Origin of the sequence: Xanthobacter variabilis (assembly GCF_043831965.2) — a bacterium.
GTDB lineage: Bacteria > Pseudomonadota > Alphaproteobacteria > Rhizobiales > Xanthobacteraceae > Xanthobacter.
Genome location: NZ_CM195533.1, coordinates 1,799,319 through 1,822,650 on the forward strand (window position 1 = coordinate 1,799,319; position 23,332 = coordinate 1,822,650).

Below are 23,332 nucleotides of genomic sequence, written 5' to 3' on the forward strand. Positions count from 1 at the left end.
CATCGCGGCAGTCGAGGAGCCGATGCGGCTCCCCTATGGGAAGGCTCCTCCGGCATGGAGCCCCCGCGACCGTGACCCGTCCGCCTCCTGGGTCCACCCGACGGCGGCCCGTCAGGCTGCGGCTCGGGGCGAAGCCGTTCACACGGAGACTCTCGACGCACTGCGGTCCGAAGTCGGCGAGCTGCGGGCGCGCCTCTCGCAGGCCGCGCCCCGGCGCGCAGTGGTGGAGATGGACCGCGCCATTACCCTCCTGCATCACCGGGTGGAGGACATGCGCGGGGCAGGCTTCGGCGCCGGCCACGAGGACATGGCCTACCTGGCGGAAGAGCTACTGGAGCTGCGCACCGCGCTTGACGAGATGCGGGCGCCGGAGCGGTTCCAGGCCTTGTCCGCCGGTGTCGAGATGCTCTCGCGCAAGATCGACGTTCTCAACGCCCGCGCGGTGGACCCGGTGGAGGTGGCGCGGCTGCAGGCGCAGTCGGCGGAGCTGAAGTCGCTGGTTTCTCGCACGATGTCGGGTGCCGCGCTGCAGCCGCTGGCGGAAAGGCTTGCGGCCTGCGCCGAGGAGGTCAGCCGCAGCAGCAGCGAGGCGGCCCAGCGCGTGGTGCAGGCCACCGAGAGCTTCGAGCGCAATGCCGAGGCCATCATTTCCCGCGTCGATGCCTACGAAGCCAACCTGCGCGCCGAGCAGGGCGCGGTGGCCGAGGACCTGCGCCGGCACATGGACGCGAGCATGGAAGCCAATGTGCATGGCATCCATGATCGGCTCGACAAGGTCTCTGAATACCTTGCCTCCCTGCCGCCGGCCGTGGCTTCCGAGCTGGCGGGGCACCTTGCGCCGCTGCTCGACCGGCTTGACGGCGCGCGCGGCGAGGCGCCGGCGGCGAGCCCGCTGGCGGAGGTCGTAGAGCACCATTTGCTGGTGCTGACGGAACGGTTCCAGGATGCCCATGCCCGCCTGGAACGCCTGGACGATATCGAGGCCCTCCTCGCGGACATGAAGGAGGAGATGCACCGCGTCCATGCGGCTTCGGCGGAAGCCACGCAGGAAGCGGTGGAAGTGGCGGTGGAAGCCGTCAGTCGCAAGGTTTCCAGTGATCCGGCAGGCCAGGCGGTGGTGGGGCTCAAGCGTGGCCTTGCCGCCCTTGAAGCCCGGCAGGAGCATGTTGAGCGTCGCGCCTCGGAGATTCTGGGCGAGAACCTGGCGCGCGGGCTCGAAGACCGCACCGTGGAGCTGGGCCGGACCAGCGACAATGAATGGGTGGCCCACGCCTGCGTGGTCGACGAGACGCCGCGGCCAGAAGACGTATTCTATGACGACGCGCAGGCTTATGAGGCCGCGACCGGCCAAGCTGCAGTGCAAGATGGCGCGGCTCCGGATGCCGCCGCCTGCGAGCCTCGCGGCTATGAAGACAACGCCTATGAAGACAACGCCTATGACGCCCCGGCCTATGATGACTCCGCCGCAGCCCAGGACCATGGCGCGGGCGAGCAGCTGAGCACGGATGAGGGGCGTGAGCCCTTCGTGTCCGCGCCGGATGAAGAGTCCTTCCGGCCGTTCGCGCCGAACGGGGCCGAGGCCGCGCCGACCCCGCGCATGCCCCATGATTTCTTCGCGGAGCCGGGCTTCGCGCCCGATCCGCAGCGTATGGCAGCGGCGCCGGATCTGGGTGAGGTGCGGCCCGATCCGCTGATTCCGCGGACGAAGAAGGTGCGGCGTGGCCGCAGCACCGCGGATGTGCAGATTCCCGGTCGTGCGGCCGGTTCGGGCACGCGCCCGCGGGTCGATCGCAATCGCGCGGCGGCCCGGCGCCCCATGGCGGCGCGCCTTTCGCCGGCGGTGATCGCCGCAGCGGCGCTCGTGATCCTGGCCACGGCCACGGCGGGCACCGCCTGGACCCACCGCGACGCCATCAAGGCCGAGGCCTCCCGCCTCATGGGTGAGGTGGGCAATCCCCTGGCGGCGCTGAGCCCGAGCGGGGTCACGACCGGCAAGGCCGCAGGGGCGGCCACGGCCGACGCCGCCAAGTCCACGGCGGACCTGCCGGCGCCCACCGGCCCGCAGCCGCTGCGCACGGCGGCGCTGGAGGGCAACCTGGCGGCCGCCTACGAAGAGGGGGTGCGCTTCGCCGATGGCGTGGGCATTCCGCAGGATCTTGATTCGGGCATCAAGTGGCTGGGCTATGCGGTCTCGCGCGGCTACGCGCCGGCAGGCTACCGGCTCGGTAGCCTCTATGAGAACAATCTGCGCAATGTCGACGAGGCCTACCGCTTCTATAAGTGGGCCGCGGAGCAGGGCAATGTGCGGGCCATGCACAATCTGGCGGTGCTCTACAGCCAGGGCATCGAAGGCAATCCCGATTGGAGCGAGGCGCTCAAGTGGTTCCGCAAGGCGGCGGAGCTGGGGTTGAAGGACAGCCAGCACAATCTGGGCATCATCTTCGCCCGTGGCTTCTCCGGCACCAGCGATCTCACCGAGGCGCTCACCTGGTTCAACATCGCCGCGCGGCAGGGCGACCAGGACAGCGCCGAGAAGCGCGATGCCCTCGCCCGCGAGGCGGACCAGGCCACCCTGGCGCGCGCCCGCAAGGCGGCTGACGCGTTCGTCGCCAAGCCCATGAACGAGGCGGCCAATGTGGTCGTGGTTCCTCCCGAATGGAACGCCAGCGAGGCGGGCGAGCACGTGGCGTCCAATGGGTTGGGCGCCAACACCCTGGTGGCCAACAACATGTTGTTCTCGGGCAACCCTCTCGGCAGCAAGCACTAAGGGTATTCCGGCGGCGTTTGCGCCGTCGGGTGCATGAAACGGCATCCCGGGCGCGCCCGGGGCTTTCCTTGACGCGGCGGGCGGCGCACCCTGATGTCCATGACCGTAACCCCGATTCGTCCCAACCACGCCGTGCGCATCCTCGGCCTGGACCCCGGCCTGCGCCGGACCGGCTGGGGGGTGATCGAGGCGGATGGGCCGCGCCTGCGCTATGTGGACTGCGGCGCCATCCTGCCGCCTGAAGACGCCCCGATGGGCGATCGTCTCGCCGAGCTGCACCACGGGCTGATGGCCGTTCTCGACCGCTATGAGCCCGATGAGGCGGCGGTGGAGGAGACCTTCGTCAACATGAACCCGTCCTCCACCCTGAAGCTGGGCCAGGCACGCGGCGTGGTGCTGCTGGCCCCCGCCCTCAAGGGGTTGAGCGTGGCGGAATACGCTCCCACTCTGGTGAAGAAGAGCGTGGTGGGCGCGGGCCGGGCCGAGAAGGCGCAGATCCGCATGATGATCACCATCCTGCTGCCCCACGCCGCGCCGAAGAGCGAGGATGCCGCCGATGCCCTTGCGATCGCGGTCACCCACGCCCATCATCGCGGCGCCGCGGCCCGCGCGCTGAATGTGCTCTAGGGCGCTTTCGAGCGAAGTGGATTCCGGCGCGCGTGAGAAAAACGTGTCAACTCAACAGACTGGGGCATTCCGCTGATCCCGCGGGGCGGGCGCGTGCTCCGGGGCGTTTTCGAGCGCCATGCTCGGGCGAGCGATCGAGGGCGTGTCCGAGCCGCCGCGCGGCGGGGACAGGCTCCAGGCCGGCGGCGCCTGGCGGGGGTGGGGGACCGGCGGATGATCGTGGGGCATCTGGCGCTTCTGGTGGCGGCCCTGTTCACCGGGGCGGCGCTCTATATCAACGTGGCGGAGCAGCCGGCACGGCTGCGCCTTGCCGCACCGGCGGCGCTGGGCGAATGGAAGCCGGCCTATCGGCGCGGCGCGGCCATGCAGGCGAGCCTTTCGCTGCTGGGCTTCGCGCTCGGCGCCGGCGCGTTCTGGATGACCGGCAACTGGCAGTGGCTGGCGGGCGGGGTGCTGCTGCTGGCCAACTGGCCCTATACCTTCATCGGCATCATGCCCACCAACCGGCGCCTCATCTCCACGAAAGAGGGGGAAGCGGGCGAGGACACGCTGCGGCTGATGGCCAATTGGGGGCAGCTGCACATGGTGCGCACCGGCCTCGGCGCGATGGCGAGCTTCGTCTTTCTGTGCGCCGCGATCCCGTGAGGCGGCCGCGCGGGTGCGGGCAGGAGAACGGGAAGGCGCGCGCCGCCATTGGCCACGGCCGGTCGGCGAGCTGGGGAATTTGAATGATCGGCAAGCTTAAGGGCGTGGTGGACACCGTGGCCGAGGATCACCTCATCCTCGATGTGCACGGTGTCGGCTATCTGGTGCACTGCTCCGCCCGCACCCTGCGCGACCTGCCGCGCATGGGAGAGGCGACCAGCCTCGTCATCGAGACCCATGTGCGTGAGGACATGATCCGCCTTTACGGCTTCGGCTCGGAGGCGGAGCGGGACTGGTTCCGCCTGCTGCTGACGGTGCAGGGCATCGGCACCAAGATTGCCCTGGCGGTGCTCTCCACCTTGCGCCCCAGCGAGCTCGCCCAGGCGGTGACGCTGGCCGACAAGACCATGATCGCCCGCGCCCAGGGCGTGGGGCCACGGGTGGCGACCCGCATCGTCACTGAGCTGAAGGACAAGGTGCCCGGCGGCCTGTCGTCGGATCTCGGCCTGCCCTCGGTTGGTGGCGAGAGCGTGGTAGCCGCAGAGGGTGGCGCGGTTGCGGACGCCATTTCGGCCCTGGTCAATCTGGGCTATGGCCCGCCCCAGGCCCATGGCGCCATCGCCGCCGCCATGCGCGAGGCTGGCGAGGACGCCACCACCGAAAAGCTGATTCGCCTGGGCCTCAAGGAGCTGGCGAAATAAGGACTTAGGGCCGCTGTTTGGCGATCGGCCCCGGTCATGGCACTTTCGGGGTGATTTCACCCCAGGGTGATGCAGCGCGATCCACGGGGCCTCCGGCCGTCCGTGCCACAGGCATTCCATATGAACACTCGCCGCCTCGTTTCAGGCGAAAAGCGCGAAGACGACGCCGAGCTCCACCTGCGCCCCCAGATGCTGGGCGAGTTCGTGGGGCAGGCCCAGGCGCGCGCCAATCTCGACATCTTCATCAAGGCCGCCCGCGCCCGCGGCGAGGCGCTGGACCATGTGCTGTTCGTGGGCCCGCCGGGCCTGGGCAAGACCACGCTGGCGCAGATCATGTCGCGGGAAATGGGGGTGGGCTTCCGCTCCACCTCCGGCCCGGTGATCGCCAAGGCGGGCGACCTCGCCGCCATTCTCACCAATCTGGAAGAGCGCGACGTGCTCTTCATCGACGAGATCCACCGGCTCGCCCCGGCGGTGGAGGAAATCCTCTACCCCGCCATGGAGGATTATGAGCTGGATCTCGTCATTGGCGAGGGACCGGCCGCCCGCTCGGTGAAGATCTCGCTGCCGAAATTCACCCTGGTGGGCGCCACCACGCGCTCGGGCCTGCTCACCACGCCGCTGCGCGACCGATTCGGTATTCCCATCCGGCTTCAGTTCTACACGGTGGAAGAGCTGGAAAAGATTGTGGTGCGCGGCGCCAAGGTGCTGGGCATCGCCATCGTGCCCGACGGCGCCACCGAGATCGCCCGCCGCGCCCGCGGCACGCCCCGCATCGCCGGGCGCCTGTTGCGCCGGGTGCGGGATTTCGCGTTGGTGGCGGAGGCCAAGGCCATCGACCGAAAGATCGCGGACCGTGCTTTGTCTGCCCTGGAGGTGGACAGCGCTGGCCTTGATGCCATGGACCGGCGCTATCTCACGGTGATCGCGGAATATTATGGCGGCGGTCCGGTGGGCGTGGACACCCTGGCGGCGGCCCTTTCCGAGCCACGCGACGCCATCGAGGAGATCGTGGAGCCCTATCTGGTGCAGCAGGGCTTCATTCAGCGTACCCCGCGCGGGCGCATGCTGACCGCCATCGCGTTCCGCCATCTCGGCCTGCCGGAGCCCAAGCGGGAGGCGGAAAACCCCGCGAACTTGCCTTTGTTCGAGGATGAGGGGTAGGTGTGCGCCCGAAGGCGGCGGCTGCTTCTTCGGCCGCGCAGCAATTCGGGACGACGGCATGAAGACGGATCTTTCGGGCGAGCGGACCGTGGCGCCGGGCGAGCTTGAGGCCCATCCCCATCTGGCGGGGCGGCTCATTCCAGGCGGCCACGAGCTGACGCTGCGCGTCTATTACGAGGACACCGACTTCTCGGGCATCGTCTACCACGCCAATTACCTGAAGTTCATGGAGCGCGGCCGCTCCGACTACATGCGCCTTCTGGGCGTGGTGCAGGGCGAATTGTTCGCCCAGGCGGCCGAGGAGGCCCCGGGCTTCCATTTTGTCGTCCGCTCCATGCAGATCGACTTCCTCAAGCCCGCCAAGATTGATGACGTGCTGCACGTCGAGACCCTGTCGAAGGATGTGGCGGGGGCGTCCATCACCCTGTCCCAGCAGGTGAAGCGGGGCGGTGAGCTGCTGGTGTCCGCCATGGTGCGGGTGGCCTTCGTCTCCCAGGGCCGCGCCAAGCGCATCCCCGACTCCCTGCGGCAGGCGACTCTCGCCGATGCGCGCGCGGCGGATGGTGACGCTGGGGAAGAGGTGAAAACAACGGCCAAGTCCTAGCTCCGGGTGCTCCGCTAACCTGGCCTTAAGGCTGTTCGTGCCTAGGTTTTTGCCGAGCCTTGCGGCGTTTTCTTCGCGCCGCAGCACGAAAGAGCGCTCCCGTCAAAGTTTGGACAGAGTCCCCCGCTCAAACACCGGGATACTTTGGACAAACGGGCGGAGTTGTCCCGCGCGGCGAGGAGCTGCGTGCAGCGGAGCCGAGAATGAACGATCAGATGAGCAGGCGCAGCCGGGCGTCTGCGATTGCGTCGCCTCTTCCTGTCCGGGTTCCGGCATTTGCGGGCCGCGCCCTTCATCCCCTGGCCACCGTCGCGCTTCTGGCCCTGGGCCTTGTCGTGCTGGGCGCCGCGCCGACCCTGGCACAGGACATGGGCGCCGTGCCCACGCCGCCGGTGGCCGCCGCGCCCATGGCCGCGCCTGCCGCGGACATTTCCTTCCTTGGCCTGTTCCTGCAAGCCCACTTCGTCGTGAAGCTGGTGATGCTGGGCCTCATCGCCTCGTCCGTCTGGGTGTGGGCGATCATCGTCGACAAGACCATCCTGTTCGGCCGCAACAAGCGCGAGATGGATCAGTTCGAGCAGGTGTTCTGGTCGGGCCAGAGCCTGGAGGAGCTGTATCGCACCCTCTCCGGGCGCAACAATCACGGCATGGCCGCCATCTTCGTCGCCGCCATGCGCGAGTGGAAGCGCACCTATGAGGGCGGCGCCCGCTCGCTCACCGGGCTTTCGCAGCGCCTCGACAAGGTGATGAACGTGACCATCGCCCGTGAGGTGGAGCGGCTCGAATCGCGCCTGCTGGTGCTGGCCACCGTGGGTTCGGCGGGCCCCTTCATTGGCCTGTTCGGCACGGTGTGGGGCATCATGACCTCGTTCCAGTCCATCGCGGCGTCGAAGAATACGTCGCTGGCCGTGGTGGCGCCGGGCATCGCGGAGGCCTTGTTCGCGACCGCCATGGGCCTCATTGCGGCCATTCCCGCGACCATTTTCTACAACAAGTTCATCTCCCAGACGGGCCGTCAGGCTCAGCGCCTCGAAGGCTTCGCGGACGAGTTCTCCGCCATCCTCTCGCGGCAGATCGACGAGCGGGGCTGACGCCATGGGCATGGGAGGAGGAGGCGCTTCGGGGTGGCAGAGCCGGCGCTCGCGCCGCCGCGCCACCCACGTGATGGCCGAGATCAACGTGACGCCCATGGTGGACGTCATGCTGGTGCTGCTCATCATCTTCATGGTGGCCGCGCCCATGCTCACGGTCGGCGTGCCCATCGACCTGCCGCAGACGCAGGCCAGCGCCGTGAACCAGGACAACAAGGAGCCCATCACCCTCTCGGTGAACGACAAGGGCCAGATTTTCCTGGGCGACAGCGAGATCAAGTATGACGACCTCGTCACCAAGCTGCAGGCCGTCACCCAGGCGCGCGGCGGCATGGAAGAGCGCATCTTCGTGCGCGGCGACAAGAAGGTGGATTACGGCACCGTGATGCGGGTGATGGGCCGCCTCTCGGGCGCCGGCTTCAAGAAGGTGGCGCTTGTCACCGAAGTGGATCAGGGGAGCTGAAGTCACGGCCATGAAACCGGGCCTTGCGGCATCGACGATCGCCCATGCGGCCATCCTCGTTCTCACCCTGGTGTCCTTCACCAGGGCGAAGCCGTTTGAGCCCATGCCCGAATCCATGCCGGTGGACGTCATCTCCGCCAGCGATTTCACCAAGCTCACCAAGGGTTCCAAGACCGCGCCCAAGGCCGAGAAGCAGAAACAGGTGGCCGAGCAGGTGGCTGAGCCAACCCCTGTGGAAGACGCCAAGCTGAAGGTGAGCAAGGATGCGCCGGTGGAGGCTTCCGCGCCGCCGCCGCCCGCGCTCGCGCCCGCCCCCAAGGTGGATGTGCCGCCCGAGCCGCCCAAGCCCGTGGAAGCCCCGCCCAAGCCGCCGGCGCCCCAGAAATCGGTCGAGGCCCCGCCCAAGCCCGAGCCCAAGGTGGACGAGGCGCTGAAGAGCGAGCCCAAGAAGGAAGACAAGCCGAAGGAAGAGCAGCCCAAGGAAGAGGCCAAGGTGGCCCCGACCCCGCTGCCGCCCAAGAAACCTGCGCCGCCGCCACCGCGCCCGGTGCAGGCGCAGCAGGCGCCATCGCGCGAGTTCAATACTGACCAGATCAAGGAACTGCTCGACAAGCGCACCCCCACCCGCCGGGTGGCCAGCGCCCAGGAGACGTCCACCACTTCGTCCCTCGGCGCGCCTTCCGGACAGGCGGCAACCTTGAGCATGAGCGAGATTGACGCCTTCCGCGCCCGCATGCGGCAATGCTGGAACACCACCGGCATTCCGCCGCAGGAAAACGTGTTCGTGGACATCCGCGTGGACTTCAAGATGGATGGCACGCTGCGGATTGAACCGACGGTGATCGGCGGCAGCGCCTCCACCTATGGTCCGGCGGTGGCCCGCACGGCGGTGGCCGCCTTGGTGCGCTGCCAGCCTTTCACCATGTTCCGCAAGGAGACCTATGCGCAGTGGAAGAGCATGGATCTGACTTTCCGGCCACAGGAGTTTGAGCGGTAATGCCGCTTGACCCGGTGAAGGCGCTTTTTGTCATGGCGCATTCGCGCTTCGTCTTTTAACTCTTTTCGTCCGTCTATGGCCGCCGCGCGGTTTCCTTCGCAGCACAGCGGCCGAACCCCAGAGGCCCCGAGACCGTGATGCCCCCGTTCGACCGCTTCGGATCCGCGCTGACACGTCGCCGCTTCGTCGCCGGCGCAGGAGGTCTCCTCGCCGCCGGCGCCACCCTGGGCGCGCTGCCGGCCTTCGCCGCCACGAAGCTCGACATTACGGGCGGCACTCCGCAGCCGATCCCGATCGCCATCACCGATCTGCTCGGCGAGACCGAGATGGGGCGGCAGATCTCCGGCGTCATCACTTCCGATCTGAAGCGCTGCGGCCTGTTCGCGCCCATCGATCCCAAGGCGTTCGTGGAGCAGATCTCCAATCCCGACACGCCGCGCTTCCAGGATTGGCGCGTCATCAACGCCCAGGCGCTGGTCACCGGGCGCGTCACCCGCCAGTCGGACGGGCGCTTCCAGGTCATGTTCCGCCTGTGGGACGTGGTGGCGGGCCAGCAGCTCACCGGCCAGCAGTTCGTGGCCCAGCCGGAGAACTGGCGGCGCATTGCCCACATCATCGCCGACGTCATCTATGAGAAGCTCACCGGCGAGAAGGGCTATTTCGATACCCGCATCGTGTTCGTGGACGAGAGCGGACCCAAGGAACGCCGCATCAAGCGCCTGGCCATCATGGACTGGGACGGCGCCAATGTGAGCTATCTCACCCGCGGTGATTCGCTGGTGCTCACCCCGCGCTTCTCGCCCACCAGCCAGGAAATCACCTACATGTCCTACGCCCAGGGCGAGCCCCGGGTGTTCCTGCTCAACATCGAAACCGGGCAGCGCGAGGTGGTGGGCAATTTTCCGGGCATGAGCTTCGCGCCGCGATTCGCGCCCGATGGCCAGCGCGTCATCATGAGCCTGCAGCAGGGCGGCAATTCCAACATCTTCGTCATGGACCTGCGTTCCAAGGCCACCACCCGCCTCACTGACACTCCGGCCATCGACACGGCGCCCTGCTATTCGCCGGATGGCCGGCAGATCTGCTTCGAGAGCGATCGCGGCGGTTCCTCGCAGATCTATGTCATGAATGCGGACGGCTCGGGCCAGCACCGCATTTCCTTCGGCACGGCGCGCTATTCGACCCCGGTCTGGTCGCCGCGCGGCGACTGGATCGCCTACACCCGCCAGGCGGAAGGGCGATTCGCCATCGGCGTCATGCGGCCGGACGGCTCCGGCGAACGCGTGCTGACCGAGGGCTACCATAATGAAGGCCCCACCTTCTGCCCGAACGGCCGGGTCATCATGTTCTTCCGCGATCCGGGCGGCGCTTCCGGCCCCTCGCTCTACACGGTGGACGTGACCGGATATAACGAGCAGCGCGTGCCCACGCCGAGCTACGCCTCGGATCCCGCCTGGTCGCCGCTGCGGTCCTGAGCCGGCATTTTCGGTGTGACCGGCGCGCCACAGTCGCGCGCCGCATTGGCTTCGCCCCTTCGTGTGCACAAGGTTGCCATGATGCCGCCCCAAGGCGGCAGCACCAAGGGAACATTCAAGGTCGGCGCTGCGAAGCCGCCAGCCTTCTTGAAATCAAAGCGATGGGAAGCGCCCGTGAGGGCACGTCTGCGGCCTTGCGGCCGCCGGCTATCCCACGCGCGTTGAGATCATGCGTGAAACCTGAGCGTCAACGGATGAGAAACCATAGTGCCCAGTATTCGGCAGGGTCTCGTCTTGGGGGTGCGCGACGGTGGGCGCACGGAACATTCGCTTAACCGGCGAGCGGCTAGATGAGCCCATCCGGTTTGCGTTGAGATAAGGAGACACCGGAATGCGTTTTCTTGAGGTTGTTCGCGGCTTCCGGTTCGCGGCTGTGTTCGGTTTCGCGCTGGCGCTGGCCGCGTGTGCCAACAATCAGAATCAGAATGCCGGCATGGGCGGAGCGGGCGGCCCTCCCGGTTCTCCGCAGGAATTCGTGGTGGCGGTGGGCGATCGGGTGTTCTTCGAAAGCGATCAGACCGACCTGACCCCCCAGGCCCGCGCGACCCTTGATCGCCAGGCCCAGTGGCTCCAGCAGTGGAACCGCTACACCTTCACCATCGAAGGTCATGCCGACGAGCGCGGCACCCGCGAATACAACATCGCCCTCGGCGCCCGGCGCGCCCAGGCTGTGCGCGATTACCTGGCCGCCCGTGGCATCGACCCGGCCCGCATGCGCACCATTTCGTATGGCAAGGAACGCCCCGTGGCCATCTGCAACGACATCTCCTGCTGGTCGCAGAACCGTCGTGCTGTGACCGTGCTGAACGCCGGCGGCGCCTGAGCCGCTCGACGCTAACCGGATGTGCGCAAGGCCGGTGCTCTCCCGGGCACCGGCTTTCGCCTTTCTCCCCCGGTGCCTGTGAACGCCGCGGTGCGGGTCACACTTTGGACGCGATCGCCGCTTTATGCTGCAAGGCACGTGCGGCCGCTGTCTTTGCCTTTGGGAACAAGCTGTTGGCGGGCCTGAGCGGGCCCTGCCGGCGCCCCTTGCCGAAGCGGGATTCGGGCGCGCGGAAGCCGGTTGCGACCGGTTCGTGCTTTAAGACCCAGCGAGCCCCGTTGCGAGCCCCATGCCTTTGATTCTGCCCTCTTTCCGGAAGATCCGCGCGGCGTTGCCGGCGGTGGTCCTCGGTTTCGCCATGGCGGGCCCGGCCGCGGCGCAGCAGGACAACAACATTTTCGGCAATCTCTTCAAGCCGCCGGCTCCAGTGCAGGAGCCGGGCCACGGGGCGGAGGCCTCCGAGGCCGTCATGCGCCTCGATCGCATGGAGAATGCCTTGCGCAACCTGACCGGCCAGGTGGAGCAGCTCCAGTATCGCAATCAGCAGCTTGAAGCGCAGGTGAAGCGCCTGCAGGACGAGGCTGACGCGCGCACGGGTGGCCGCGCCAGCGCGGGTGCCGCGTCCGGTCCCGCCATGGGCGGTGCCGTAAGCCGCCCCACTCTTCCCCCCGCAGCCCCGGCAAAGCGCTCCGACGCGTTCGATCCCAATGCCGATCCCGCGGCGCCGGGCGTGCCGCAGCCGCTGGGCTCGCCGTCCAGCGCCTCCGCCGGGCTCTCGCGCCCGGCCGGCGAGGGGGAGGCCGGCTCGTCGCTGGCCGGCACCCAGGTCGCCGCATTGCCCTCCGGCGGCGGCACCGCGCGGGACCTCTACGACCAGGGCCAGAACCAGCTGCAGCGCCAGGACTATGCGGGCGCGGAGCAGACCTTCCGTCAGATCATCCAGGCTCATGCCGGCGACCGGATCATTCCGGACGCCACCTTCATGCTTGGGGAAAGCCTGTTCCTGCGCAAGAATTACGGTGATGCCGCCGCCTCCTTCCTGGAGGTTTCGACCAAGTATCCGAACTCCGTGCGCGCTCCGGAATCGCTGCTGCGCCTGGGCCAGTCGCTGGCGGGGCTGGGCGAGAAGGAAACCGCGTGCGCCACCTTCCTGGAGGTGGACCGCAAGTATCCGCGCGCGCCATCCGCCATCCGCCAGGCGGTGGAGCGTGAGCAAAAGCGTGTCGGCTGCTGAGGCCGCGCGCGCTCTCGATACCGCCGAGCGCGATCGCCTGCTCGCGGGGTTCAGCTCCTTTCCCTCTATCCTGATCGCTGTTTCCGGCGGGCCGGATTCCACGGCGCTGCTGTGGCTCGCCGCTCATTGGCGCGCCGCGCAGCCCGGGGGGCCGATCCTGTGCGCCGCCACCGTGGACCACGGCCTTCGCCCGGAGGCCGCGGCGGAAGCGCAGGGCGTGGCCCGTTTGTGCGCGGATCTGGGCGTGCCGCACCGGACCCTGGTGTGGGAGGGGCCGAAGCCGGCGCATGGCCTCCAGGCCGCTGCCCGAGACGCGCGCTACCGGCTGCTGTTCGCGGCGGCGCGGGAGGTGGGAGCACCAGCCATCGCGCTCGCCCATACGCAAGACGACCAGGCGGAGACCGTGCTGTTCCGCCTCGCCCGAGGTTCCGGCCTTTCCGGCCTGGCGGCCATGCGGGCGATTTCGGAACGAGAGGGCGTGGCGCTGCTGCGCCCACTGCTGGGGGTCGCCAAGGCGCGGCTCGTCGCGACCCTGGAGGAGCCAGGCGTGCCTTTCGTGCGCGACCCGGCCAACACTGATCCCCGCTTCACCCGCGCCCGCCTGCGCCAGCTCGCGCCGCAACTGGCGCAGGAAGGGTTGGATGCCCGCCGGCTGGGCCAGTTCGCGCTCCGCGTGGAGCGGCTCGACGCGGCCGCCGAGGTCGCTACCGACACGGCGGCGCTCGGCCTGATCCGTGAACCCGAAGCGTGGCACCTGCCCACGGAAGTCTTCTCAAGCCTGCCGGAGGAGGTGGCTTTGCGCCTTCTCGGCCGCTGCGTGGCCGCCATGGGGCGCGAGGGACCGGTGGAGCTCGGCAAGCTGGAGGTCCTCACCGACGCCCTGCGCGATCACCTTGCCGCGGGCGGCGGCGCTTTTCGTCGCACTTTGGCGGGGGCGCTGGTCGCCGTCCGGCGTGGGCGCGTAAGCGTGATGCCGGCCCCGCCACGCCGCGGAGCCTGATTACCGGGGCGATTTTCGCGTGAGGCAAGCGCGTGAGGCCGCCACCCACCCGCCTTCGAGCGGCGGCACCGGCTTGCCGGCCGCATCCTCATCCCTGTCCGGAACGCGCGATCGTCACCGCGATTTCACTCCCGATCGCGCCCCTTTGCCTTGGCAACGCCCGAGTGCGCACCTAAATTAACGGCAAGACGGTGCGGGAGGTGTCGCCGCCACGGGTGTCCTATGGGATATTCATTCCCTAAGGGTAGCTTGAGCGAAGCAGAGCTTTCGGCTGTCCCCACGAGGGTTCAATGAACGCCAACCTACGAAATTTCGCCCTTTGGGTGATCATCGTTCTGCTGCTGCTCGCTCTGTTCTCCCTGTTCCAGAGCCCGGGCCAGCGCACCAGCGCGAACGACATCTCCTTCTCGCAACTGCTCTCGGACGTGGATCTCGGCCGCGTGCGCGACGTGGTGATCGAGGGGCCGAACATCTCCGGCACCTTCACCGACGGCCGCCAGTTCCAGACCTATGCGCCGAGCGACCCCTCGCTGGTGCAGCGGCTGTATGGCAAGGGCGTGCAGATCACGGCCCGTCCCCCGTCGGACAATGTGCCGTGGTTCGTGAGCCTTCTGGTGTCGTGGCTGCCCTTTATCGCCCTTATCGGCGTGTGGATCTTCCTGTCGCGCCAGATGCAGGGCGCCGGCGGCAAGGCCATGGGCTTTGGCAAGAGCCGCGCCAAGCTTCTCACCGAGGCGCATGGCCGTGTGACCTTCGAGGACGTGGCGGGTATCGACGAGGCCAAGAGCGACCTCACCGAGATCGTGGAATTCCTGCGTGATCCGCAGAAGTTCCAGCGGCTTGGCGGGCGCATCCCGCGCGGCGTGCTGCTGGTGGGTCCTCCCGGCACCGGTAAGACGCTGCTGGCCCGCGCCATTGCGGGTGAGGCCAACGTGCCGTTCTTCACCATTTCCGGCTCGGACTTCGTGGAAATGTTCGTGGGCGTGGGCGCCAGCCGCGTGCGCGACATGTTCGAGCAGGCCAAGAAGAACGCCCCGTGCATCATCTTCATCGACGAGATCGACGCGGTGGGTCGCCACCGTGGCGCCGGCCTCGGCGGCGGCAATGACGAGCGCGAGCAGACCCTCAACCAGCTCCTGGTGGAGATGGACGGCTTCGAGGCGAATGAGGGCATCATCCTCATCGCCGCGACCAACCGTCCGGACGTGCTCGACCCGGCGCTGCTGCGTCCCGGCCGCTTCGACCGTCAGGTCATCGTGCCGAACCCGGACGTGGTGGGCCGCGAGCAGATCCTGAAGGTGCATGCCCGCAAGATCCCGGTGGCGCCCGACGTGAACCTGAAGGTGATCGCCCGCGGCACCCCCGGATTCTCCGGCGCGGACCTCGCCAACCTCTGCAACGAGGCGGCGCTGATGGCGGCCCGGCGCAACAAGCGCATGGTCACCATGCAGGAGTTCGAGGACGCCAAGGACAAGGTGATGATGGGCGCCGAGCGCCGCTCGCTGGTGATGACGGAAGAGGAGAAGATGCTCACCGCCTATCACGAAGGCGGGCATGCCATCGTCGCCCTCAACGTTCCGGCCACCGACCCGGTGCACAAGGCCACCATCATTCCCCGTGGCCGCGCGCTGGGCATGGTGATGCAGCTGCCGGAGCGCGACAAGCTCTCCATGAGCTACGAGCAGATGACCTCCCGCCTTGCCATCATGATGGGTGGGCGTGTGTCGGAAGAGCTGATCTTCGGGCATGACAAGGTCACCTCCGGCGCGGCTTCCGACATCGAGCAGGCCACCCGCCTCGCCCGCATGATGGTGACGCGCTGGGGCTTCTCCGCCGATCTCGGCACCGTGGCCTATGGCGACAACCAGGATGAGGTTTTCCTGGGCATGTCGGTGTCGCGTCAGCAGAACGTGTCCGAGGCTACCGCCCAGACCATCGACCGGGAGGTGCGCCGCCTGGTGGACGAGGGCTATGCGGAGGCCACGCGCATCCTGACCGAAAAGAAGCAGGACCTCGAAACCCTGGCCAAGGGGCTGCTCGAATACGAGACCCTTTCGGGCGATGAGATCGTGGACCTGCTGAACGGCAAGGAGCCGAACCGCGAGAGCGTGATCGAGCCGGCCAATCCGCGCGGCTCGGCCATTCCCACGCCGAAGAACCGGCCGCGCCCCGGCGGTGCCGGCGGCTCCATCGAGCCCCAGCCCCAGGCCTGAGGCTGCCTCCCACCGCCGCCCTTTGAGGGCCGTTGGGAGAGGGAATAAAAGGGGGCCGGCGAGCTGCATGCTCGCCGGCCCCTTTTCTTTGTCGCCGCTGTCGCCGCTGTCGCCGCTGTCGCCGCTGTCGCCGCTGTCGCCGCTGTCGCCGCTGTCGCCGCTGTCGCCGCTGTCGCCGCTGTCGCCGCTGTCGCCGCTGTCGCCGCTGTCGCCGCTGTCGCCGCTGTCGCCGCTGTCGCCGCTGTCGCCGCTGTCGCCGCTGATCCCGCGCCTGGCGGTGCGAACGGCGGGCCTTCGGGCGCGGAAGGCAGGAGATGGCCTCAAGCGCCCTTGGGGCACGAGCTCGTCCCGCTACGGCCGTTGGTCAATCGACACTCCGTACCCGAGAGGAGGCGTATTCCGGGCCCAGCTGTTTCCTATGCCGCGCCCCTTTCTTGCTCGCGTGGGAGAGCTGGGGAGGGGCGATATGTCCGGGACGGGGCACGGCTGGCGGCGCGGCGGAAGGGCGATGTGCACGGAAAATAAGCCCGCCCTGAACGCTCATCTTCTGCCCCATCGAGGGGGCCTGTCTCCCGGCCTCACCCTCGTCCGCAAGCTCAGGACGGAACGGGCCCTATGCCGGATCGGGTTCTGGAGTGTCCGTCGAGCCCGACCGCTGGCCCCCGGCGCGGAGGCTCTGCCGGGAAAATTCTTCATGGATTTTGTGTCCCTGAATTTGGGGCGGCGAACCCATGGCCCGCGCGGATGGAAGAATGGCCAAAGGCGCAACGGTGCGAATCCTCGTCCGGAGCAGTGCCGATGCCGTGCGGAAAGGGCCCCTTCTTGCCTTGGATCCGGGTTCCGTCTCCTCGTCCAGAGGCGAGCCTTCGCGCCTGGAATTGGCGGGTTGCCGCGCGTCCCCTGGCGCATCAAGCTCTGCGTCCAGCGCTATGGGATGGTGGGCCGGCCCGGCTGGCCGGGCGCGGCGGGAGGGGGGCGTCATGGAGGCAGGGCAGGCGGCCGGCGAACAGGAGATCACCCTGCGCCCTCTCGAACGGGACGATGCCGAGGGCCTTGCGCTGCTTCTCGCGCGCTATGGGGATGCGCTGCGCCATGCCCGCGAGCCGAGCGCGCCCGATGTGGCGGCCGCGGCGCGCTTGCTGGCGGATCCCGTCGCCGAAATCCTGGGGGCGTTCGTCCATGGCCAGCCGGTGGCGTTCGCCGTGTTCTTCGATCTGCCGGAGGCCATTTCCGGACAGCGGGCCGGGCAGCTGGACGACCTCTTTGTGATGCCCGAAATGCGTGGCCGGCGGCTGGCGGAGCGGCTGATTCAGGCGGTGGCGGCCGAAGGGCTGGCGCGCGGCTGGGTGCAATTGCGCTGGCTCGCGCCGCAGGACAATGACGGCGCCCGCCGCGCCTACGAACGCTTCGCCGAGGCGGCGCCGTGGGCGAGCTATGTGCTGTGGCTGGGCGACGGCGCCCGCTGGTGAGGGCGGCGCGCCGATGCCCGCGGGATGCGCTCCGCCAATGCGTCCCGCCACGAGGCGGCGGCGATTCGCGCGCCCATTCCCTTTGCTGGAGGGGAAGAGCCGGGGTCGGCTTCGGTTCGCCGGGCGGCTTTCAGGCCAGCATTTTCCTTCTGGCATTCGGGCGCTTGGCCCTCGGGGCCTTCGCCGGCAGGGAGGGGCGGCTTGTCCCCCCAGCCGGGTTCCGTTACCAATCCGTTAACGCTTGGCCGTTTTTCCGTCCGTTCATCTCCTGCCGAAGGTGCCTGTCCTGTCCGATCTCGCCCGCCGGGGAAAGCTTGGTGCCGCGCTGCCTGGCGCCGGACCTGAAATCGGGCGCCGCGATCCCGGCGTGCGGTTGAGGCGCCTCGCTCACCGGTTCACCCGCCAGTCGGTGCTGTTCGGCGCCGCGGGCTTCCTTGCGGGCTGCGCGCCGGCGGGGGCGCCATCCCTCCCGTTCTTCGGCGCCTATTTCCCCTCATGGCTTGCTTGCGCGCTCGCGGGAATATTGGGCGCCGTGCTGGTGCGCCTTGTGTTCGTGCGCATTGGGGTTGATGACGCATTGCCCTTCCGCCTGCCCATCTATGTGAGCATCGCCGCCGGCCTCGGCTTCCTGGTGTCCCTCCTGGGCTTCGGACGATAGCCATGGATGAGGACGTGAAACCCCATTCGCGCCGCCTGGGCATCATCATCAGCCTGGCCGCGGTTGCGGCCGCTGTGGTGTTCGGCTGGCGCTACTTCCGCAACGCGGAGTTGAACCCGCTGTCCCAGGATGCGGTGATCACCGCCGATGCCGCGAACATCGCCGCCGCCGTCCCTGGCCGCATCGAGAGTTTCGGGGTGAAGGAGAATGGCGCGGTGCGCAAGGGCGAGCTTCTGTTCGCCCTCGATCCCATTTCCTACCGCCTGCAGAAGGAGCAGGCGGCGGCCGACCTGAAGATGGCGGAAGCTGCCCTTGCCGATCGCCAGCGCGCGGTGGAGGCGGAGCGCTCCAACGCCATCATCGCGCGCGAGCAGGTGACGCGGGCCCGCTCCAACCTCGACCTCGCCACCCAGACCCTGGCGCGGCTCGAGGCATTGCGGCCCAAGGGCTATGTGAGCGCGCAGCAGGTGGACGACGCGGCCACCGCCAAGCGTGATGCCGAGATCAGCCTGAAGCAGGCGCTGCAGCAGCAGGCGGCGGCGGATGCCCTGGTGAGCGACGTGGCCGCTGCGACCGCTTTGGTGGAGGCGCGCCGCGCGGCCCTCGCCTTGGCCGAGCGGGCGCTGGCCAATACGCAGGTGCATGCGCCGTTTGATGGCAAGGTGGTGGGCCTTTCGGTCGCGGCCGGTGAATTCGTTCTGCCGGGCCAGTCGGTGTTCACGCTCATCGATACGGGGGCGTGGTTCGTCTCCGCCGGCTTCCTGGAAACGGAGCTGCCGGGTATCGCGGTGGGCGATTGCGCCACCGTCTATGCGCTGGCTGATCGCACCCGGGCCATTCGCGGGCGGGTGGAGGGCATCGGCTGGGGCGTGGCCTCCGAGGAGCTCATCAACCTGCCGCGCAAGATGCCCATCGTGCCCAAGACCCTGGACTGGGTGCGCGTGGCGCAGCGTTTTCCGGTGCGTATCCGCCTCATGGAGCCACCGGACGAGCTGATGCGCGTCGGCGCCTCGGCCACCGCGACCGTGCATCATGGCGGCGGCTGTTGAATCCCCCTGGCGGGGCGTCGCCCGCCAGGCCTGGCGCGATCTCCAGCCTTTCCCCGGCCGCTTCGCCCTGACCTGGCGGGTGGCGCTGCTGTGCGCCATCGTGGCCGGCATCGCCATGGTCTACAAGGTGCCGGAAGCGGCTATCGGCTGCTATCTGGTCATCTTCCTGGCGCGGCCCAGCGGGGCGGAATGCGTGGGGCAGGCCATCGGCCTCATCGGCCTTGCCAGCGTCGTGGTGCTGGCCATGGCGCCGGTCATCCAGCTCACCGCCGATTTTCCGCTGTTGCGCATCGTGGTCATCGCCCTCACCTCATTCGGCTTTGTGTATCTGGGCGCGGCCTCCCAGCTGGGCGAAACGGGCTCCATCATCGCGCTGGTCATCGGCTTCGTGCTCACCTTGGTGGACCAGCTCCCGGTGGGCGAGGTGGCGACGCGGGGCCTGCTCTATGCGTGGCAAATGGCCGTCATGCCCATGGTGGCGATGATCGCGTTCTATCTGGTGCTCGGCAGCTCGCCCCATCGCCTGCTGCGGGAGCTGGTGGCGCGCCGGCTCGCCGCCGCCGCCGAGGCTCTGGAGCGGCGGGAGCCGGAGCGTCTTGATGATGAGTTGACGGAGGGCCTCGCCGATGGCGACCAGCAGGTGATGCTTGCGCGCCTGTTCCACACTGCGCCGGCGGCCCGTGTGGCGTGGCTCGCCGGCGCGGCCGCCAGCAGCTATCGCCTGCTGCTGGCGGTGGCGGCGCTGCCAGCCGACCTTGCTGCGGAGGCGCGGGCGGGGCTCGCCGAGAGCTGCCGCGCCGCGGCCGCCGCCATTTCCGCTGGTCGCCGCCCGGCCGCCGCGGATGAGCCTGAGGCGGTGGATGCCGATGCCTCGCCCGCCGGCACGGCGCGGCGCCTGCTCGCCGGGTTCTCGCAGCCAAATGGGGGGACGGACGCGGTGGCCGCCAAGCCGCCTTTCCTGGCGCCGGATGCCTTCACCAATCCCGATTACCAGCGCTACGCGCTGAAGACGACGGCCGCCGCCATTTCCTGCTACATCATCTATTCGCTGATCAACTGGCAGGGCATCCACACGGCCATGATCACCTGCTACGTGGCGGCGCTGGGCACCACGGGGGAGACCGTGCACAAGCTGGCCCTGCGCATTTGCGGCTGCCTGGTGGGGGCGGGGCTGGGGTTCGCCTCCATCCTGTTCGTCATTCCCCATCTGTCGTCGGTGGGCGGGCTGATGGCGCTGGTGTTCGCGGGGGTGCTGGTTGGCGCCTGGGTGTCCACCGGCAATGAGCGGATTTCCTATGCCGGGGTGCAGGTGGGGCTCGCTTTCCTGCTCACCATCCTCAGCGGCTTCGCGCCGAGCCTGGACATGGATTCCGGGCGCGACCGGGTGGTCGGCATCCTGTTGGGAAATCTGGTGGTCTATGTGATCTTCACCGGCATCTGGCCGAAGAGCGCGGTGGTGGATGCGCGCGAGCATCTGGCGCAGGCCCTGCGCGGCCTGTCGCGCCTCGCCGCCATGCCGCCGGCCGCCCGCCGGATCGCCACAAACGACGCGGCCCTGGTCGAGACCGAGGTGGATAAGGCCTTCAGCCAGCTGCGCCTTCTGCCGTTCGAGCCGCGCTCGGAGCGCCCTTCGGCGGCGCAGCAGATACGGATGCGGGGGCTGGTGCGCGAGATCAAGGCCATGCTGCCGCCGCTGCTGTTCGCATCGGAGCTGGAGGAGGGGGTGTCGCGGCGTCTGGATCATCTGGCCGCCCGGGTTGCCCCCGGCGGCGGGGCGGAGCGCGGCGACGATGACACCGGCGCGGCGATGCGGGCCGAGACCGCGGAGCCGGGCGGGCCGATGCCGCATCTTGCGCAGATCGAACGGCTGGTGGCGGGGTGATGGCAATGGCGCGATCCGAGGCGCGGCCGTTACGGCGCCCGACGACAGGGAAGGACCCGCGAGGGGGCATCGGCGGATGCGCCGCGACCCCGCTCGGGGGCGCAGAGCGCGAGCGCGGCTGGGCGCTGCTCTGGCGCCAGGGCGAGCGGTTTCGGGCGAAGTGGATGCAGGTTTGCGTGAAGACGCCGCGCCAACTCAAAGCGCTCGGGCGCCTGCTGAGGGCGGGGGCGATGGCGGTTTCGTGCCTGGCGCTCGGGGCCTGCGCGCTGAGCGCGCTCGACAGCGCGCCGCAGTCCCCCTCCGAGCCCTGGACCCCACCGGGGGAGGCCTCCGCCGGGCCGGCGCCGGCCGGCGATGTCGACGCGGCTGCAAATGGCGCGGCGCCTTCCGCTCCGCCGGTGCGCGACTTCTCTGTGCGGCCAGACCCGCAGGTGGGCGAGGTGAAGGCCACGCCGGACATTCCGCGCGACAGGACGCTGAGCCTGCCGGAGCTGATCGATATCGCCCAGAACCAGAACCCGCAGACGCGGGTGGCCTGGCAGCAGGCGCGGCAGGCGGCGCTCGCGACCGGCATGGTGGAAGCGACCTTCCTGCCTTACATCTCGGCCAATGTGATCGGCGGCTACCAGAAGTTTTCGGCGCCCCTGCCGGTGGCGATCGGCGGCGTGAACGAGGCCAGCACCAAGATTAACGGCATCTCCCCGCAGATCGCCCTGCAGTGGCTGGTGTTTGACTTCGGCCAGCGCAATGCCCTGGCCGATGCCGCCCGCCACAATGCCGATGCCACCAACGTGCTGTTCAACGGGCTGCATCAGAAGATCATCTTCGATGTGACCCGCAATTACTTCCTCTATGGCGCCGCCCGCAGCCGCGTGGGGCTGGCCGAACAGAATCTCGCCAACAGCCGCAAGATCGAGGATGCGGCCAATGAGCGGATGGCGAAGGGGCTCGGCACCACGGTGGAGGTGGCCCAGGCCCGCCAGCAGGTGGCTCAGGCGCGCTTCGGCCTGGTGCAGGCGCAGGGGGGCGAGCGCGATGCCTATCAGGCGCTGCTCGCCGCCATGGGCGTTTCCCCCATGACGGACCTGAAGGTGCGGGCCGCGAGCGGGCGGCGCCTGCCGGAGAGCGTTGATGCGCCCACGGAGAAGATGATCTCCGCCGCGCTCGCGCAGCGGCCGGACGTGCTGGCGGCCTTTTCCGCCATGAAGGCGACGCGCTCGGGCATCACGGCGGCCGAGGCGGCCTTCATGCCCAAGGTGTTCCTGGGTGCGGTGGCGGCCACCGGCAACACCAATCTCAGCGCCACGGGCCTGCCCACCATCGGCCAGCAATCCGCCGCCTCGGGCGTGATGCTGGGCGCCACGGTGCCGCTTTATGATGGCGGGCTGCGCGCGGCGCAGCTCAAGAACGCGGAATCCCTCGCCGACGCCACCGAGGCCACCTACCAGAAGGCCAAGGACGCCGCCGCGCGTGAGATTGTGGTGAGCGCCAACACCCTGCGCTCGGCGCTCGCCTCCTACCGCGCCGCCACCGCGCTGGCGGATGCGGCCGCGGTGACCTACGACGCAGCCCTCGATGCCTATCGCACGGGAGTCGGCAACATCACCGTGGCGACGGCGGCCGATAGCGGCCTGCTGACGGCCCGGCAGGCCCAGGCCGATGCCCATGCCGCCTCCCTGGTCGCGGCCGCGAACCTTGCCTTCGTGCTCGGCGCCATGACCTCGCGCGAGGTACCGTCAACCCTGGTGGGGCCGTGAGCGCCCCCCGGCGGCGCCCGTCCGCGCGTGGGCGCGTGGGGAGGCGTCATGCCCGCTGATTCCGCGCCGCGCCGTCGCGGTCGCCGCAACCCGTTGTTCGCGCTGTTGCGGATCGCGTTCCGGATCCTCGTCGGCATCATCATCATCGTTGATGAGATCGTGCGGCCGCTCTACCAGCCGTTGGTGCGGCGCCTTGCGGCGCTGGGGCTGGTGCGCCGGTTCGAGCATTGGGTGTCGCGCCTGCCGCCGCTGGCGGTGCTGGTGCTGATCGGCGTACCCTATGCGGTGGTGGAGCCGGTCAAGTTCCTGGCCATGCTGCATATCGCCAACGGCCATGTGCGCACGGGCACCCTGGTGCTGCTGCTGGCCCATCTGGTGAGCTTCGTGCTCATCGAGCGCGTCTATTCGGCCGGTCGCGCCCAGCTGATGACACTGCCGGCCGCCGCCTGGGTCATCACCACGACCGGGATGGTGCGCGACCGGCTCTATGCCTCGCTGCGCATCGCCGAGCTGAAGGCGCGGGCCCGTGTGATCTGGCGCTGGGTGCGCCGCCACCTGCATTGATCGCGATCCGCTGATCCTGCCAACGCCCCGATCTGACGACCCGTAGGAGAGCATCGCGCCGGCGGGGCCGCGCGCGCGTTTGCCCCAGC

General features: G+C 68.9%; 20 protein-coding genes. All 20 read left to right on the top strand.

Going from position 1 to position 23,332, the window contains the following annotated elements:
- Positions 1 to 229 precede the first annotated feature (229 nt).
- Positions 230 to 2,767 (top strand): hypothetical protein, encoded by a 2,538-nt coding sequence (locus V5F26_RS07865; RefSeq protein WP_394947582.1) that lies wholly within the window; start codon positions 230 to 232, stop codon positions 2,765 to 2,767.
- Positions 2,768 to 2,866: 99 nt separating this feature from the next.
- Entirely contained in the window at positions 2,867 to 3,394 is a 528-nt protein-coding gene (ruvC, locus tag V5F26_RS07870; RefSeq protein ID WP_394947597.1) for a crossover junction endodeoxyribonuclease RuvC, read from the top strand.
- 213 nt (positions 3,395 to 3,607) lie between these two features.
- Positions 3,608 to 4,039 carry an anthrone oxygenase family protein gene (locus V5F26_RS07875; RefSeq protein WP_394947581.1) on the top strand — a complete coding sequence of 144 codons (432 nt, stop codon included), beginning with the start codon at positions 3,608 to 3,610 and terminating at the stop codon, positions 4,037 to 4,039.
- Positions 4,040 to 4,122: 83 nt separating this feature from the next.
- Positions 4,123 to 4,740, top strand: a complete 618-nt coding sequence (ruvA, locus tag V5F26_RS07880) for a Holliday junction branch migration protein RuvA (protein ID WP_394054963.1) — start codon at positions 4,123 to 4,125, stop codon at positions 4,738 to 4,740.
- A gap of 120 nt (positions 4,741 to 4,860) precedes the next feature.
- Positions 4,861 to 5,904: a Holliday junction branch migration DNA helicase RuvB gene (ruvB, locus tag V5F26_RS07885; RefSeq protein WP_234051492.1), complete on the top strand. Its 1,044-nt coding sequence runs from the start codon at positions 4,861 to 4,863 to the stop codon at positions 5,902 to 5,904.
- 58 nt (positions 5,905 to 5,962) lie between these two features.
- The gene (gene ybgC, locus V5F26_RS07890; RefSeq protein ID WP_394947580.1) at positions 5,963 to 6,508 is read left to right on the top strand and encodes a tol-pal system-associated acyl-CoA thioesterase; all 546 of its coding nucleotides are present in this window, start codon (positions 5,963 to 5,965) and stop codon (positions 6,506 to 6,508) included.
- Between the two features lie 368 nt (positions 6,509 to 6,876).
- Positions 6,877 to 7,599 carry a protein TolQ gene (gene tolQ / locus V5F26_RS07895; RefSeq protein WP_370640689.1) on the top strand — a complete coding sequence of 241 codons (723 nt, stop codon included), beginning with the start codon at positions 6,877 to 6,879 and terminating at the stop codon, positions 7,597 to 7,599.
- Between the two features lie 4 nt (positions 7,600 to 7,603).
- Complete coding sequence (tolR, locus tag V5F26_RS07900; protein WP_394054959.1) at positions 7,604 to 8,062, top strand: protein TolR; 459 nt, start codon at positions 7,604 to 7,606, stop codon at positions 8,060 to 8,062.
- A gap of 10 nt (positions 8,063 to 8,072) precedes the next feature.
- Positions 8,073 to 9,059, top strand: a complete 987-nt coding sequence (gene tolA, locus V5F26_RS07905; RefSeq protein ID WP_234051489.1) for a cell envelope integrity protein TolA — start codon at positions 8,073 to 8,075, stop codon at positions 9,057 to 9,059.
- 137 nt (positions 9,060 to 9,196) lie between these two features.
- Positions 9,197 to 10,534: a Tol-Pal system beta propeller repeat protein TolB gene (tolB, locus tag V5F26_RS07910; protein ID WP_394947579.1), complete on the top strand. Its 1,338-nt coding sequence runs from the start codon at positions 9,197 to 9,199 to the stop codon at positions 10,532 to 10,534.
- 391 nt (positions 10,535 to 10,925) lie between these two features.
- Entirely contained in the window at positions 10,926 to 11,417 is a 492-nt protein-coding gene (pal, locus tag V5F26_RS07915) for a peptidoglycan-associated lipoprotein Pal (protein WP_234051487.1), read from the top strand.
- 289 nt (positions 11,418 to 11,706) lie between these two features.
- A complete protein-coding gene (gene ybgF, locus V5F26_RS07920; protein WP_394947578.1) occupies positions 11,707 to 12,651 on the top strand; it encodes a tol-pal system protein YbgF in 945 nt (314 codons plus the stop codon).
- Entirely contained in the window at positions 12,626 to 13,651 is a 1,026-nt protein-coding gene (gene tilS / locus V5F26_RS07925) for a tRNA lysidine(34) synthetase TilS (RefSeq protein ID WP_394947577.1), read from the top strand. Before ybgF ends, tilS begins: the two co-directional genes overlap by 26 nt.
- A gap of 290 nt (positions 13,652 to 13,941) precedes the next feature.
- Complete coding sequence (ftsH, locus tag V5F26_RS07930; RefSeq protein WP_234051484.1) at positions 13,942 to 15,864, top strand: ATP-dependent zinc metalloprotease FtsH; 1,923 nt, start codon at positions 13,942 to 13,944, stop codon at positions 15,862 to 15,864.
- Between the two features lie 980 nt (positions 15,865 to 16,844).
- Positions 16,845 to 17,333 carry a GNAT family N-acetyltransferase gene (locus V5F26_RS07935; protein WP_394947576.1) on the top strand — a complete coding sequence of 163 codons (489 nt, stop codon included), beginning with the start codon at positions 16,845 to 16,847 and terminating at the stop codon, positions 17,331 to 17,333.
- Positions 17,334 to 17,706: 373 nt separating this feature from the next.
- Positions 17,707 to 17,991, top strand: coding sequence for a YtcA family lipoprotein (locus V5F26_RS07940; RefSeq protein ID WP_394947575.1), 285 nt, complete (start codon positions 17,707 to 17,709; stop codon positions 17,989 to 17,991).
- Between the two features lie 2 nt (positions 17,992 to 17,993).
- Positions 17,994 to 19,040 carry a multidrug transporter subunit MdtN gene (gene mdtN / locus V5F26_RS07945; protein ID WP_394947574.1) on the top strand — a complete coding sequence of 349 codons (1,047 nt, stop codon included), beginning with the start codon at positions 17,994 to 17,996 and terminating at the stop codon, positions 19,038 to 19,040.
- The gene (locus V5F26_RS07950; protein WP_394947573.1) at positions 19,024 to 20,922 is read left to right on the top strand and encodes an FUSC family protein; all 1,899 of its coding nucleotides are present in this window, start codon (positions 19,024 to 19,026) and stop codon (positions 20,920 to 20,922) included. The genes mdtN and V5F26_RS07950 overlap by 17 nt, the downstream gene beginning before the upstream one ends.
- Positions 20,923 to 21,152: 230 nt before the next feature.
- Positions 21,153 to 22,679, top strand: coding sequence for a TolC family protein (locus V5F26_RS07955; protein WP_394947572.1), 1,527 nt, complete (start codon positions 21,153 to 21,155; stop codon positions 22,677 to 22,679).
- A gap of 48 nt (positions 22,680 to 22,727) precedes the next feature.
- A complete protein-coding gene (locus V5F26_RS07960; RefSeq protein ID WP_394947571.1) occupies positions 22,728 to 23,243 on the top strand; it encodes a hypothetical protein in 516 nt (171 codons plus the stop codon).
- The last annotated feature ends 89 nt before the right edge of the window (positions 23,244 to 23,332 follow it).